Origin of the sequence: Ruminiclostridium hungatei (genome assembly GCF_002051585.1) — a bacterium.
GTDB classification, from domain to species: domain Bacteria; phylum Bacillota; class Clostridia; order Acetivibrionales; family DSM-1351; genus Ruminiclostridium; species Ruminiclostridium hungatei.
In genome coordinates this window covers 80,310-95,060 of record NZ_MZGX01000023.1, presented here as the reverse complement: position 1 = coordinate 95,060, position 14,751 = coordinate 80,310, and the positions used below count along the sequence as shown (strand labels likewise).

The window sequence follows — 14,751 nt, the reverse complement described above, 5'->3', positions numbered from 1 at the left end:
AGATAAACAAATTATTTGTAGATATTTATATAAAGTTTCATAATCAATAACTACCTCTTCGCCACTATGTAGACCAAACTCAACACCTTCAAATATGCCTCCTGTCGCAATATCATAATGTGCTGAGACATTGTATGCTTTTCCCGGCAACAGCACCTAAAGCACCTATCCCCGCAAACGCAGCTCCGGTTATCGCTCCCGTAACTGCTCCGCCTAAAGCACCGTCCGCAGACTTTTAAACGAGCTTTTTATATCTTGATTATTTCTGCAAAGCAAAGGTATTCCATAGATTTCACCACTATGGAATGCCTTTTGTTTTATGTTTGAAAAAATTAATAATACAATAGAATTCAACTAAGTTTTGTATAAAGTAAATTTAGAAATTATTTTTATCGATTAGAGATTTAATATTATCGGATAACTCTAATATGTTTCTCCATTCTTTATTATTTCTAACAGACTCTACATTACAGGCTTCTGTATTTTGCATTGCTAAATATTTTTCCCTTAACTCAATACTCTTTTCTACAATTTGTTCTGATATCAAATTCGCATCTTTAAGCTTAGATAATGTATTTTGATGAAGAAATGAAACTACATTTATATCAAATTCTTCAAATATATTGTATTCTATATCTTCATCCTCCATGTCTAAAAGATATACACCACACTTTTGTAATGTATCCATATAGAAATCCATGAGCTTATCAATAGATATATTGGTATCCATAAAGCACCTCCTTTATTTTCCTCCATAAATAATCGTAGCTTTGTCACCAGGTATTGGTATATAATCCGGTCCAACTACTTTCACTTTCCCTGTAGCTGCACTTGAATAGCCATAGTAAGAACCACCATGTCGTCCTCCTCCGGGATGATAGAAAATAGATTGATCACCTTTGGTAAACTTCCAACCAGTTTTATTCGAACCATATGCGCCTTCAGTCCATCCTTCGCCTAGTATCTTTGCTATGTCTGCTTTAGTTTTTCCTTGTAAAGAAGCAGGATTTTTTATAATATCATTAACTGATTTTATAGTCTTACCGCCACCCTTATTATAATTCGCATTATGAACCAATACACCATTATTGCCAACATGATATGTATGAAAATCATCGACTTGGAAGTTGTATACCTTGGTTGGTTCATTAGTAATTTCAACTTTTATGTTTTCTACTAATAAGACGTTACCGCTTGAATCAAGCACTTCATTGCCAACTACCAATTCTCCGGCATTAACGAAACCGACATCTTTAACATAAAACGGATGTTCAAAGGTTGTTTTGATTAACTCACCGCTGATTGTCAAATGCACAAGTTCTGTTGTTTCTCGTATGTAGGTTTCAATTACTGTTTTTTCGGCAACTTCAAAAGAATCAATATTTGTCGAAATAACTCTGCCGCCTGCCTTGATACTCTCAATTGCAACTAAGCCAGTTGCGGTTAAAATCATCGTACCTGCAACAAAACACTTCAGTGTAGAAGCTGCTCCCGCGGTGAAAATAGCAATGGCATTAACGGTAATTTGTAATCCATTATAAAGTGCATTGGAATGAAACTGCTTGTTAAATTTAACCAGTGGATTAGACGGCTCAAACAAACCTATGCCCATAGACAGTATATCCAATCCATCCAAGCCGAGGGAAATCGCCATTGTCACTTTTGATGTGACCGTTATCACTTTCCCTAATGTGCTAAGACATTGTATGCTTTTCCCGGCAACAGCACCTAAAGCACCTATCCCCGTCCGCAGAACCATCTAAGAACGAACCTCCACTCATCGCGGAGGTAATCCCGCCCATTTTTACTATTAGACATAAATAGACCACAGCAGCCGAAACTTTGTGGCCCCATGGATTATTTTACATTAATCTTTTACTAAATCAAACCCAATTGTACATTATTCATATGATATGCTTACTCTGCTATTTTCTTCGATAGATTTTTTTAATAGTTCAAGTATTTGCTCAAGTATTTCCTGTTCAGTAGTATCAAGTTTATACTTATCTATACCTTTAAATTGTTCATATGCATCTAAAATATTATCTATTAACCACGGACTTTCATCATACCATCCTATATTAAGGTTATAATAATATGCTAATGCTGTCCATCGGCCTTCTACTGGTTCAATTTTCTGCATTATATTATTAAAATATCCAGACCATAAACTAATGCCTGATTTTTCATCATTTTGTTTAATAACCGTAAAAATTATCTCTGGCTCTCCTTCAAATCCAATATAATACTTTTTATTTATTTCACTCATAGTTCCTCCTTATTTTGCCTGATAATGGCCATCTTGCAACATCTGTTTTTGTGCCTCAGTAGCTGTTCCTGCTTGATTTGCCTTAACAGCTTGGTTCCAAGTTGATTCACTAACACAAGAATCTCCAACTTTAACCTCAACTACTTTTTGCACTCCATTTGCATTGCCGGGTGTTGTTTTTGTAGCTACCCATGTTGTTCCATTATCATATTTTGCTGCTCCAGGTGTTTCTGTATGCCATCTTGCTTCATAACTATATGTTCCATCATTCCATTTATATTTTACCTGCTGATATCCACTTTTAGATTGTGCAATTGCAGTAGCATTGTCAGGAATCTCAATCGGTGAGCCACCATTTGTTCGAATATCAGTTGTTACTTTTGTCAAATCATTACTTGACAAAGAATCAAACTCAATATTATCATATTTAGTCTTACCGCCACCCTTATTATAATTCGCATTATGAACCAATACACTATTATCGCCAGCATGATATGTATGAAAATCATCGACTTGGAAGTTGTATACCTTGGTTGGTTCATTAGTAAATTCAACTTTTATGTTTTCTACTAATAAGACGTTACCGCTTGAATCAAGCACTTCATTGCCAACTACCAATTCTCCGGCATTAACGAAACCGACATCTTTAACATAAAAAGGATGTTCAAAGGTTGCTTTGATTAACTCACCGTTGATTGTCAAATGCACAAGTTCTGTTGTTTCTCGTATGTAGGTTTCAATTACTGTTTTTTCGGCAACTTCAAAAGAATCAATATTTGTCGAAATAACTCTGCCGCCTGCCTTGATACTCTCAATTGCAACTAAGCCAGTTGCGGTTAAAATCATCGTGCCCGCAACAAAACAGACTGGATTCTTCATTCCAACACTGAAGCCCGCGGTGAAAACCGCCAGCGCACTGACGCTAATTTGGAACGTATTATATAATTTGCTGGAGTGCAATTTCTGATTAAGAGCAACTATCGGATTTGTAGAATCGAAAAGGCCAATACCAAAGGACAACAAGTCAAATCCAGCCATGACCGCTGTGATTCCGCCAGAAATCTTTGCAATGTGCGGAATTATCTTTGCAATGTTTCCTATTTTGCCTAACACTTGGCAAGAGTTACCGAGCATCTGACCAGCTCCGCCGATTCCTCCAAATATTGCCCCGGTTATCGCGCCTGTAAATGCTCCATCCTCAAAACCTTCAAAAAACGAGCCTCCAGCGGTAAGGCTTGATACCCCACCCATTATTCCGCCAGTTAATGCACCAACTATTGCACCTTTTGCCGCGAGCAAAAGTAACGGAGCAGCAGCTGGAAAGAAGACAATTACTACAATTGCAGCAATTACAATGATTACAGTCACAATCAGCTTCCAATTATCCTTGCACCACTCGTAAGCCGATTCACAAACATTGCAAAATAAGTTCGTTTTTCAGAAAGCAGTTAAACACCAAAATTAATCGCTACATCATTTAATTTAGTTCTATTTCTCAACAATTTCAATAATATAAGTTTTAATTAAGTTTATATCAACCTGTTCATTAGAATCCTTTGAATATTTTATTTCAAGGTAGTTCAATAATTTATCTGCCAAAACGTTATCCAAATATACTTGATCAAAATTTGTAATAAAGCTTTCGATAGTGTTATAATCAACGCTTTCAATAGTTTGTGGAAGATACTTCTCTTTATTATATTGGTAAGCTTCCCATATTGTATATGCCAGAGCATTTCCTATACAAATCCATACACTTTCTCTTTTTTTATCATCTTCAATTTGCATGTATGTCATAACATCGTTTTCATCCATATTCTCCAAATAATGATATAAATTGTGTGGCTCAATATTTTTAAATTTTACCCATTCCCAACACTTTTCTATTGATTCAACAGCTACATCATAACCCTCGGAGTTTGAAATATTGCTAATTATTAGTTCAGTCAATGATAAAAGATATGTAACTTTGGCATCCACACTTAAATTATCAAATTGATTCATTATATCACTCCCTAATTAGTATATATAAGTACCATTTTTCACTTTAAGCATACGATTATATCAGCCATTCCGGGTGTCTATTAAATCGGGGTAGGGTCATTCATATCAAAGTTTTAGCATTTCATGTAAAACTTGTTATACACTTTGCTACATTTCTTAAACCCAATTTCAATTTTACACCTTGAAATCCGATTGTATACCCAATGCAAATTTTTTTGATAAAGTCTCTTAATTCAATATCATGGATTACGTCACTTCGTGAGAGCCATGATATTGAATTAAGAGACTGGGATTTATGTAGTTGGAAGTCCTAAAGTATAGCCATAATTAAAATAATACCATTTTATTAGTCTGCGATTCTTACCCTTATTTCTCTCGCTGCTATAAAAAAGTTTGTTGCATTATCATCAATTAATAATTTAAATATATAGTTTCCTTGCTCAATTTTATATTTTTTATTCATTTCTATAGCTTCTTCCCCTTCTATTATAGAAATAAAATTTCCATCTTCGTATGAAAAATTCATTAAACACGAAGCCATAAAGGGTTGAATAAAAGAAATCTCTATTACTTCTTCATCTAGTTCATCCAACTTTCCACTTAGTACTATTTGTCCTTCATTCATTCTACATATTTCAAAATCCATCCATTGGTTTTCTTTTAAGCATCTGTTAATTCTTTCTATAATCGCCAAATAGTCTTCTCTACTCATTTAATTACTTCCTCCTACTGGAATATGTGTCATTTTTGATGCCGTTTCATTAAATAATGGATTTTTACTTCCATCCTTATAAAATTCTTTCAAAACTGATTCTGAATACCATTTACCATCAGTCCCTAAATATTGTAATCCATTACCTTGACCATTTGCATCTGTAACTGTATTTTTTCTAGATACTCTGTAAATAGAATCTGCATCTGTATAAGCAGTATTGCCCTCATGAACTCTTACTGTATATTTATAATCTCCTTCTATCCATGTTTCTTTCATTCGAGCAGGCATATTTTCTACGTCCTGATTTTTTAATGCTCTTTGTAAATATGATTGTGGATTATTAGTTTTTAAGCCCTCCTTATTATAATTCGCATTATGAACCAATACACCATTATTGCCAACATGATATGTATGAAAATCATCGACTTGGAAGTTGTATACCTTAGTTGGTTCATTAGTAATTTCAACTTTTATGTTTTCTACTAATAAGACGTTACCGCTTGAATCAAGCACTTTATTGCCAACTACCAATTCTCCGGCATTAACGAAACCGACATCTTTAACATAAAACGGATGTTCAAAGGTTGTTTTGATTAACTCACCGTTGATTGTCAAATGTACAAGTTCTGTTGTTTCTCGTATGTAGGCTTCAATTACTGTTTTTTCGGCAACTTCAAAAGTATCAATATTTGTCGAAGTAACTCTGTCGCCTGCCTGGATACTCTCAATTGCAACTAAGCCGGCTGCGGTTAATATCATCGTGCCCGCAACAAAGCACTTCAGTGTAGAAGCTGCTCCCGCGGTGAAAATAGCAATGGCATTAACGGTAATTTGGAATCCATTATAAAGCGCATTGGAATGCAACTGCTTATTAAATTTAACCAGTGGATTAGACGGATCGAACAAACCTATGCCCATAGACAGTATATCGAATCCATCCATGCCGAGGGAAATCGCCATTGTCACTTTTGATGTGACCGTTATCGCTTTCCCTAATGTGCTGAGACATTGTATGCTTTTCCCGGCAACAGCACCTAAAGCACCTATCCCCGCAAACGCAGCTCCGGTTATCACTCCCGTAACTGCTCCGCCTAAAGCACCGTCAGCAAAACCGTCTAAGAACGCACCTCCACTCATTGCGGAGGTAATCCCGCCCATGACTCCACCAATCAACCCTCCGGCCAAAGCGCCCCAGAATGCACCAGCCAGTATAACTCCTAAAATGCCGCCTGTCAATGCTGTCGCAATTCCCAACGCTGCGACAATGACAACAGTAATAAGAATTTTACCGATTGCTTTCCAATTATCCTTACACCACTCGCCAACTGATTTGCAAGCACCGCAAAACTTCTCCCAGCCGCTTTTTTCACATTCCGGCTTTAAATAATTGTATTTGTCGTAAAAATCATCTTTACGCTTTTTAATAATATCAGCTGCATCGCTATCAATGCGAACAGCGTCTGATATGAACTCTTCGCTGCTATTGTTAAAGGTGTCAAGGGAAGTGATTTTCTGTTCCTGCGTTTGCGAAGACGTTTGTATGGAACTGATGATATCATCCAAATTACATACGCTTTTATTGATTGTTAAGGATTTTGTCTTAAGCGCGGATAATTCAGATTTATAATCGGTTACAGATTTTTTAACGTCCTTGATTAACCCGGGCATCTGGTTGATTTTATTGGCATATAACGCTATGGTCGCCACACTCTCACCTCGTTCAAAGTCAGCTTAAAAGCAATAGCCTTTTTGTGTTGTCGGTTAAAACCAATTCTACTTTATCAAACTTATTTATCAACTTGCAATCCAATTTATCTTTAAAGCTATTATATTGCTAATCAATCCACCTTTTTGTCGGAATTTCTGGTCTTTCTGAATTACTTAATAATTTAGCAGAAGTCTTCCATTATCCTGGTTCAATTTCTCTTAATGTTGATAATAGTTCCCAGTTATCATTATAATTCTTTGTACCATTTTGTCTGGCGGTAAAGCTTTCAGGATATTTAGGAGCATCCTTAACAGAGTTATAAATGTTCTTCGGAGTAAGCAGAGTAAGTAGCGAAGGCTGTGAACCCTCAGAATGAACCGTAGTATTCAGGTTGAAGGCTCATTTGGAGAGCTGAAGCAGAATGTGGGATTTCGTAGATTTTTATGCAAGGGAAAGCAAAATGTCTTGGCAGAAAGTATTCTTTTGGCAATGGCACATAACATAAACAAGCTTCACAACAAAATCCAGGCAGATAGAATTAAAACGCACCTATATCCATTAAAAGAAACAGCATAAATCCCAAAATCCAAAAAAGAAAGTGATTAAAAATGCAGTGGTATTAAATGGCTTATTAAAGTGCGCCTTTTTCATAAAATCAATGATTTTACCCCTATAAAAACTATAGTAAGAACCTATTTATCCAATGAAAAAGGAGCTGTGCACAACTATTTTTCAATAGCTAATGCGACAGCCCCGGCAAGGCAGGGGGGGCGTTACTGTACGGTATTTTTCTCATAGGCCTTGTTGCGATAGTATAAAAGAATATCCGTGGAAACCATTAACAGGTTGATTATGTAAAGTACCATGACAATGTCCCTGCTGTATAATATTTTATGGATAATTCCCGACAGGTACCCTAAAATTACTATATAAAGAAACAGTACACTTTTACCCTTGGTACTTTTGGAGGTGTAGGACTTAAAAATCTGTGTGGGCCAGGCCGCCCCGAAACTCAGCAGCATTAGTGCTTCAAATATACTCATATGTCAGACTCCCGGTATGTAATATTCTGCAGGCCTCCTTAAAAACTTCAAAGCACCTGCGGACTTAATTATTATACACCATTGGGCCTGACAAATAGCAGTCACGGACAAAATTTTTTAAAAAAGGCCTGGGTTGCCACTCCATGGGGGCGGTTCTTCCGCTTAAGTCCGAAAAGCACATTCTTATTGTCCCTGTTGATTAAATTCACACCCTCAAGGCAGGATAAGGAGGCCTTAAACCCCAGCTCCCGCAGGATGGTATCAGATTCCCTGCTGACTGCACCAAAGGGATAGGTAAAGGTATTGGGGATTATGCCGCAGTATTCCCTGAGCTTGCCTTGAAGCTTCATGATATCGGAAGTCAGCATATTGCGGTAGCTCTCAATGGTCTCTCCCTTTCGCCGCTTTGCCCCGTTTCTCTTATTAATGGAGTGCAGGTTGTAGGAATGATTCTGAATCTCAAAATAACCCGAAGCCGCCATTTCCTTTATCTGATCCCAGGAAACATGGGCATAGGTGGGGTCTGCGGTGGGGTAGGGGGGCTGTGAGAAGGCTTCGGTATAGGAGCCTATAACCGAGACGACAGCCTTCATCTTGTACTTTTCAAGTATGGGCCGACCATATATATAATTATTCAGATTGCCATCATCAAAGGTTATTATAACAGGCTTAAGGGGGATATCACCATTGTTGTACACATAATTTATCAAATCGGTCATGGTGATGGAATTATAATTGCGTTCACTCAAGTATCTTATATCCTCTTCGAATTCCGCAGGTGTTATCACATATTTGCCCAGGTGGGAATTCTTGAGAATACTGTGATACATGATGATTGGCACTGCAATGCCATCTTCGGTTATCTGCCCGCCCTCCACGGCATTGAAAACATCCTCCGACATGGTGACCCCCAGTGTAATGGACAGTGTGAGGGTAAAAGCCACCATGATTATCAGGGATAGGTATTTCAAGGTTCTCTTACCTGAAAAAATAGTCATTGTAAATAAGCACCTCTAGTCAGTTAATAAAGTCGGTATATCAAAAGTCATATCCGCTGTTCTCTTCCATGATATCGTATGCCCTGTAGTAATCACGGGTTTCTTCATCCTTCACCACAGAAGAACGGTTTTTCTGTAAAAGGTTCACTATTTCATAGACATTGATCCAGAGCTCGTTTACACATTCCTTCTGGGACTCGTCAAAAATTATCTGCATCCCGAAATGAAGATGGGGTGTTGTAATATTATTTACATTCTCTCTGGTACTGTAACCTGTCATTCCCAGATAGCCTATGACCTCACCTGCCTTGACCGCCTTTCCCTCATAGAGGTCGGCATGGAAGGGCCTGTCTTTTCTCAGGTGGGCGTAATAATAGTACCTCTTCTGGTCAAAGCTTCTGATACCGATTCTCCAGCCTCCGTACATATTCCAGCCCATGACTTCTACAATGCCTGACTCCACTGCGATGATCGGCGTCCCTATGGAACCCATAAGATCGTTTCCCAGATGCTTTCTGGCATAGCCGAAGGTACGGCCGTTGCCAAAGTCGTCGTAGTGACTGAAGCTGTAACCCCTTGCGATAGGGGAGAAGACCTTCAGCCCGTATTTTTTTTCCCATCTCAGGCTGTCGCCGTTGTCAGGGTCTTTAACCTGAACTTCATATTCACCTACAAAATTGCCCAGGATTGCGTCGTAGGCCTCGTGATAGTAGCCGTAATACTTCATGTTTTCTGTCAGTTGCTCCATGGTCTGGCCTTTGTTGAGCTTTGAAACCAGCTCATCCATATCCTTGGACTTGTACTTTTTAAAATTTCCTCCGTATTTTGCAGCCAGGTAGGAAAGCAATTCCACCCAGTTCAACTGCACCTCCTTGCTGCGGGATTTGACATCCAGTGTCAGGGCCCTTTCCATAGCCTGATAGCAGGCATTGAATTCCACCCATTTAATGAATTTTTTTTCACCGGTAGAGTCGGCTGCTGCTGAGATTGCCAGGCCGCGGTCGTTGAACACCACAAAGGTAGATGCGGCAAGTATAGCCGTTATTAATGCAAAGGCTATGAATACTTTATATATGCGCTTATTTATTTTCAAAAAATAAAACAATAGGTCCACCTCTCAAATAAAAAAATGAGTCAAGAAATCAACTACTATAAAATTTATGCTATTTGGTCAAAACATATCCTCGATAAACGTAAAATTAAGTTGTAATATTTTTCAATTAATTAATGATTTACTTTATTAAAGTTATGAAGTAAAATACCATATGTGAGTAATTGCTTGTGGGTTACAGGCAATCTATGCTATAGAGAGAAACGGCCATACGGTAAGACCGGATTTAATTGTGAAGGGATGGATTAAAATTGAAAAAGAAAGCATTAGTAAAAGTATTAATTTTAGCAGTGGCAGCCACTTTCGCGTTGGCGGGCTGCGGGGCAAACGGAGGTGCATCAAATGCATCGGATTCTTCCGCACCGTCAACATCAGAGGTATCCTCAGCGGTAGACTCCTCAACTTCCGCAGATTTGTCCTGGGACAAGGTTAAAGAAAAGGGTGAACTCATTATGGGTCTGGATGAAAGCTTTCCTCCCATGGGCTTCCGGGACGATAACAACAATATAACAGGCTATGACGTGGATCTGGCTCAGGAAGCGGCAAACAGGCTGGGTGTAAAACTGAAGCTGCAGCCCATCAACTGGGAGACAAAGGAACAGGAACTCAATACAGGAAACATAGATTGCATATGGAATGGCTTTACCATTACAGATGAGAGAAAAGAGAACATACTCTTCTCACAGCCCTACATGAACAACCAGCAGGTGATAGTCGTACTTGCAGATTCAAAGTTTCAGACCCTGGCGGACCTGAAGGACAAATCCCTGGCTTTGCAGGCAGCCTCAAGTGCGTCAGACGCATTGGACAGCAAGGCGGATTTCAAGGCCACTCTTAAGGAAGTCGTACAGCTCAAGGACAACAATCTTTGCCTGATGGATTTAAAGACCGGTAATGTCGACGCTGTTGCCATGGATGAAATAGTTGCAAGATACTATATCCAAATGAAGAGCGAAAAATACAGAGTACTTGATGAAGGCCTTTCCAAGGAGGAATACGGCATAGGTTTCAGAAAAGCCGATACACAGCTTATGACCAAGGTGAATGAAGCCTTGAAGGAAATGGCCGGAGACGGCAAGATGGCTGAAATTTCAAACAAGTGGTTCGGCAAGGACATATCAACCATAAAGTAAGTAAGTGCAGACGGGCATTCGACTGCCCGGGTAAAGCTGTCTGTTTGAATTTGTTGGCTCATTATATTGTTATTTTATCGTAAACCGGCATGGTGCGCGGGTTTGTGGCCAGGCAGCAGAAATGTTGGAGGGCTGAGGCGGTAAAAAACATATGGTGGGCCATTACCATTGGATGGATAATTTGCAGGCTGGGGATTAAGTTCAATAAAAATAATTATTTTGTAGAATATCCTTGAAGAATCTTGTATAATTATGTGTACATTTAAAGCTGTCTGGAGAGGAGATTTTTTGTGAAGCTTATCTTGATGCTGGGAGAAGGGATGATTGTATCCGTTCAATTGTTCCTGCTGACTTTGCTTTTTGCAATTCCGCTGGGACTGGTAGTAGCCTTTGGAAGAAGATCAAAAAGCTATATTATCAGGGGTATAACAGGTATTTACATATCCATTATGAGAGGGACCCCCCTTATGCTTCAACTGGTGGCGGTATTTTACGGCCCCTACTATATTTATGGAGGAAAGATAGACCGGTTTGCCGCTGCAATCATAGCCTTTACCCTGAACTATGCGGCGTACTTTGCCGAAATATACAGGGGCGGAATAGAATCCATCCCCAAAGGCCAGTATGAGGCCGGTGAAGTTTTGGGTTTTACGCGGCCCCAGGTATTCTTTAAAATAATACTTCCCCAGGTGGTCAAGAGAATACTTCCGGCAATAAGCAATGAAGTAATAACCCTAGTTAAGGATACTGCCCTTGCAACTGTTATCGGAGTTTCAGAAATGTTCAGAGTGACAAACAACGAAATGAGCAGAATAGCTTCAATCCGGCCATTGTTTGTTGCCGGAGGGTTCTACTATATAATGAACCTGATAGTTGCACAGCTTTTTAAATTTACTGAAAAGAAACTCAACTATTACAGGTAGGTTGATTCTGAAAGGATGATTGACTGGAAATGAAGATGATAGAAGTTTTGAAAATATATAAGAGTTTCGGCGGAAAAGCCGTGCTGTCGGGCATTTCACTTGAGGTTAACAAGGGTGAGGTGGTTGCGGTTATAGGACCGTCCGGTTCAGGAAAAAGTACGCTGCTCAGATGTATAAATCTTCTTGAAAAAATAGACAGGGGCACCATAGCTGTCGAGAATGAAATAATGGTCAGCACCAATGCAAACGGAAGGGCTGAATATGCCGACAAGAAAAAGCTCAGGGATATAAGGCTTAAGCTTGGCCTGGTTTTTCAGAATTTTAACCTCTTTCCCCATTTCAATGTTTTGAAAAACATAACGGAAGCGCCTGTGAGTGTTGCGGGCACCAGAAAGCAGGAGGCACTTGAAACAGCCCTGCAGCTTCTTGAGAAAATGGGGCTTGAGGACAAGGCAGAAGCTTACCCTTTTGAGCTTTCGGGAGGCCAGAGCCAGAGGGTGGCTATTGCCAGAGCCCTTGCACTGAACCCTGACGTACTGTTCTTTGACGAACCCACCTCCGCCCTTGATCCGGAGCTTACCCTGGAGGTAATGAAGGTAATCAGAAAACTGGCTGAGGAGCATATGACCATGGTGGTTGTTACCCATGAGATGGGTTTTGCCAGGGAGGTTGCCGACAGGGTAATTTTCATGGATAACGGGGTCATAGTCGAGCAGGGCACACCCGAAGAGCTGTTTACAAATCCTAAGAATGAGAGAACTAAAATGTTCATTAAAGGCTTCAATTAATTTGATGGCGTATACAAGTTGAGGCATATTTGCTGGAGTCCTTAGCCGGAAAAGGCTGCAGACAGGGATTCAGCCGATATGCTTTTTTGTCTGCGGCTTTTAAATTAACCTGCAGTGCTGTTTAATTTGACAGATAAGCTTGCATGCCCCGTGAGGACGACTTTAAAGAAATGCGCAGCACCCAGGCAGCTTTGGCCTGTACCACATTTTTAATCAGGTACTACAGGTTAAATTATAGGAAAAGGTGTGCACTTTTTGTGCTTTGTTATTATTGACTTATTTTTTGGAATGTGATAATTTATTTCTTGTTTAACAAAAGTAAACAAAAAGTTTACTTTGCCCAAACACAAAAGCTGCCGCCATTGACGGCAATTTTTTAAAATAATAGGCAAACACTGAAGTTTTGAAAATAAGAGGTACATAATGAATATCGGTGAGAAGATCAAGCAGCTTCGGATAAAAAACGGGCTGACGCAGGAAGAACTTGCCGGCCGTTGTGAGCTTTCAAAGGGTTTTATTTCACAGCTTGAAAGAAATCTGACGTCTCCTTCCATTGCCACGCTTATGAATATACTTGAATCCCTGGGAACCGATCTGAAGGACTTCTTCAATGAGACGGTAAATGAAAAGGTTGTTTTCAAAAAAGACGATGTTTTTGTAAAGGAAGACAGGGATTCCGGATTCGAAATACGATGGCTTGTTTCAAACGCACAGAAAAATATGATGGAGCCCATTCTTATTACCTTGTCCCCCTCCGGAAGTTCGGATATGGACAATCCCCATGAGGGGGAAGAGTTCGGCTACGTGGTAAGCGGGGCAATCACGGTTAACCTTGGGTCGCAGAAGTTCAGGGCTAAAAAGGGTGAAAGCTTTTATTTCAAGCCCAGTGCGCCTCATAATATTGTAAATGCGGGTAAGAGTGAGGCAGTGGTATTGTGGGTTTCATCACCGCCAAACTTTTAATAGATTATATAATGAACTTGGGGGAAGGGTATGAACGAGAGCCAGCCAATTATTTTATTAAAGGATATACGCAAGAACTTTGGACAGACAGAAGTTCTAAACAATATAAATCTGTATGTATTAAAAAATGAATTCGTAACGCTGCTGGGTCCCAGCGGCTGCGGGAAGACTACTACCCTGAGGATAATCGGAGGCTTTGAGACTCCGGACAGCGGAGATATATTTTTTGAAGGTCAGAGAATAAACAATCTGCCTCCCTATCAGAGAAATGTAAATACTGTTTTTCAGAAGTATGCCCTTTTTCCCCACATGAATGTCTATGACAATATTGCCTTCGGCTTGAAAATAAAGGGTACGGACAAGCCGGCTATAAGCAAAAAGGTGGATGAGATGCTGGAAATGGTTAATCTGCAGGGCTTCCATAAAAGGTCGGTGGACTCTCTGTCAGGGGGGCAGCAGCAGAGGGTGGCCATAGCAAGAGCACTGGTAAACCAGCCTGAGGTACTGCTTTTGGACGAACCGCTGGGGGCTCTTGACCTTAAGCTGAGAAAAGAGATGCAGGTGGAACTGAAAAATATTCACAAGCGGACCGGAATAACCTTTGTATATGTTACCCATGACCAGGAAGAGGCTTTGACCATGTCGGACACCATCGTTGTAATGAACAAGGGAAAAATCCAGCAGATCGGAACTCCCCAAATGATTTACAATGAGCCCAAGAATGCATTTGTGGCCGACTTTATCGGAGAGAGCAATATTATTGAGGGCAGGATGCTCAAAGATTACTGCGTTGAGTTCGCAGGCCGGGTTTTTGAATGCCTGGACAAGGGTTTTGAGCCCAACGAGGATATAGACGTGGTTGTGAGGCCGGAAGATATTAAACTGGTGCACAGCGATACCGGCATGATATCAGGTGTGGTAAAATCCGTAACCTTCAAGGGTGTTCATTTTGAGATGCTGGTGGAAGGACAGGGCGTGACCTGGACGCTTCACAATACCGAAATGGCGGAGGTGGGAGCCACAATAGGCATGTCCCTTAATCCCAACGATATTCATATCATGAAAAAGACTGCCAGGGGGTAATGAACTGACATGA

The 14,751-nt window shown here is 39.9% G+C and carries 15 protein-coding genes and 1 pseudogene; 6 read left to right on the top strand and 10 right to left on the bottom strand.

Annotated elements, in window-relative coordinates; translation table 11 throughout:
- Positions 1–376 precede the first annotated feature (376 nt).
- The 7 genes from CLHUN_RS16265 to CLHUN_RS22375 all read right to left on the bottom strand — a co-directional run bounded on the left by CLHUN_RS16265 (position 377) and on the right by CLHUN_RS22375 (position 6,695).
- Complete coding sequence (locus tag CLHUN_RS16265; RefSeq protein WP_080065687.1) at positions 377–730, bottom strand: hypothetical protein; 354 nt, start codon at positions 728–730, stop codon at positions 377–379.
- Between the two features lie 12 nt (positions 731–742).
- On the bottom strand, positions 743–1,759 hold the full coding sequence (locus tag CLHUN_RS16260; protein WP_080065686.1) for a polymorphic toxin-type HINT domain-containing protein: 1,017 nt from the start codon (positions 1,757–1,759) through the stop codon (positions 743–745).
- Between the two features lie 141 nt (positions 1,760–1,900).
- Positions 1,901–2,269 (bottom strand): hypothetical protein, encoded by a 369-nt coding sequence (locus CLHUN_RS16255; RefSeq protein ID WP_207559177.1) that lies wholly within the window; start codon positions 2,267–2,269, stop codon positions 1,901–1,903.
- Positions 2,270–2,278: 9 nt separating this feature from the next.
- Positions 2,279–3,637, bottom strand: coding sequence for a polymorphic toxin-type HINT domain-containing protein (locus tag CLHUN_RS16250; protein WP_242656541.1), 1,359 nt, complete (start codon positions 3,635–3,637; stop codon positions 2,279–2,281).
- A gap of 120 nt (positions 3,638–3,757) precedes the next feature.
- Positions 3,758–4,273 carry an Imm6 family immunity protein gene (locus CLHUN_RS16245; RefSeq protein ID WP_080065684.1) on the bottom strand — a complete coding sequence of 172 codons (516 nt, stop codon included), beginning with the start codon at positions 4,271–4,273 and terminating at the stop codon, positions 3,758–3,760.
- Positions 4,274–4,619: 346 nt separating this feature from the next.
- Entirely contained in the window at positions 4,620–4,985 is a 366-nt protein-coding gene (locus CLHUN_RS16240; RefSeq protein ID WP_080065683.1) for a hypothetical protein, read from the bottom strand.
- The gene (locus CLHUN_RS22375) at positions 4,986–6,695 is read right to left on the bottom strand and encodes a polymorphic toxin-type HINT domain-containing protein (RefSeq protein WP_207559176.1); all 1,710 of its coding nucleotides are present in this window, start codon (positions 6,693–6,695) and stop codon (positions 4,986–4,988) included.
- Positions 6,696–7,062: 367 nt separating this feature from the next.
- Between CLHUN_RS22375 and CLHUN_RS16230 the strand changes: the two are divergent.
- Positions 7,063–7,272: pseudogene (locus tag CLHUN_RS16230) on the top strand (transposase); the annotation flags it as partial.
- Between the two features lie 197 nt (positions 7,273–7,469).
- Here CLHUN_RS16230 and CLHUN_RS16225 read toward each other — a convergent pair.
- From CLHUN_RS16225 to CLHUN_RS16215, 3 genes are all read right to left on the bottom strand, one after another.
- Positions 7,470–7,739, bottom strand: coding sequence for a hypothetical protein (locus tag CLHUN_RS16225; protein WP_080065681.1), 270 nt, complete (start codon positions 7,737–7,739; stop codon positions 7,470–7,472).
- Positions 7,740–7,840: 101 nt separating this feature from the next.
- Entirely contained in the window at positions 7,841–8,737 is an 897-nt protein-coding gene (locus CLHUN_RS16220; protein WP_080065680.1) for a polysaccharide deacetylase family protein, read from the bottom strand.
- Between the two features lie 40 nt (positions 8,738–8,777).
- Positions 8,778–9,749, bottom strand: a complete 972-nt coding sequence (locus tag CLHUN_RS16215; RefSeq protein ID WP_422785067.1) for a M23 family metallopeptidase — start codon at positions 9,747–9,749, stop codon at positions 8,778–8,780.
- Between the two features lie 350 nt (positions 9,750–10,099).
- Between CLHUN_RS16215 and CLHUN_RS16210 the strand changes: the two genes are divergently transcribed.
- From CLHUN_RS16210 to potA, 5 genes are all read left to right on the top strand, one after another.
- Positions 10,100–10,981, top strand: coding sequence for an amino acid ABC transporter substrate-binding protein (locus tag CLHUN_RS16210; RefSeq protein ID WP_080065679.1), 882 nt, complete (start codon positions 10,100–10,102; stop codon positions 10,979–10,981).
- A gap of 290 nt (positions 10,982–11,271) precedes the next feature.
- Positions 11,272–11,904 carry an amino acid ABC transporter permease gene (locus CLHUN_RS16205; RefSeq protein WP_080065678.1) on the top strand — a complete coding sequence of 211 codons (633 nt, stop codon included), beginning with the start codon at positions 11,272–11,274 and terminating at the stop codon, positions 11,902–11,904.
- Between the two features lie 29 nt (positions 11,905–11,933).
- Positions 11,934–12,692 carry an amino acid ABC transporter ATP-binding protein gene (locus tag CLHUN_RS16200; RefSeq protein WP_080065677.1) on the top strand — a complete coding sequence of 253 codons (759 nt, stop codon included), beginning with the start codon at positions 11,934–11,936 and terminating at the stop codon, positions 12,690–12,692.
- A 423-nt stretch (positions 12,693–13,115) separates the two neighbouring features.
- Complete coding sequence (locus tag CLHUN_RS16195; RefSeq protein ID WP_080065676.1) at positions 13,116–13,655, top strand: helix-turn-helix domain-containing protein; 540 nt, start codon at positions 13,116–13,118, stop codon at positions 13,653–13,655.
- Positions 13,656–13,685: 30 nt separating this feature from the next.
- Positions 13,686–14,738, top strand: a complete 1,053-nt coding sequence (potA, locus tag CLHUN_RS16190) for a spermidine/putrescine ABC transporter ATP-binding protein (RefSeq protein ID WP_080065675.1) — start codon at positions 13,686–13,688, stop codon at positions 14,736–14,738.
- Positions 14,739–14,751: the final 13 nt, after the last annotated feature.